The organism is Streptomyces sp. GbtcB6 (assembly GCF_019091475.1).
Classification (GTDB): Bacteria; Actinomycetota; Actinomycetes; order Streptomycetales; family Streptomycetaceae; genus Streptomyces; species Streptomyces hyaluromycini.
The window spans coordinates 1-277 of the sequence record NZ_JAGXJL010000260.1 but is presented as its reverse complement, the minus strand read 5'-3'; the positions used below and the strand labels follow the sequence as shown (position 1 = coordinate 277).

At 70.8% G+C, this 277-nt stretch carries 1 pseudogene; it reads left to right on the top strand.

From position 1 onward, the window contains the following. Positions 1 to 26 precede the first annotated feature (26 nt). Positions 27 to 277: pseudogene (locus KVT45_RS55330) on the top strand (MFS transporter); the annotation flags it as partial.

The window sequence follows — 277 nt, the reverse complement described above, 5'->3', positions numbered from 1 at the left end:
CGGCCCTGGCACTCGGAGGTGCCGGCATGGGCCTGGTGGTCGCTCCGCTGCTGGACTTCACCCTTGCCGACGTGCCCCTCGCGGACGCCGGATCGGCCTCAGGGATCTACAACTCCATCCAGCAGATCGGCTCGGCCATCGGCATCGCCGGCGTCGGCGCCCTGTTCTTCGCCCAGACCGGCAGCACCCGGCCAAGCCCGGCCACCTACACTCCGCCCTTCCAGCACGCCCTGTGGCTCACCATCGCCTGCTTCGCCGTCGCCCTGGCAGCCAGCTT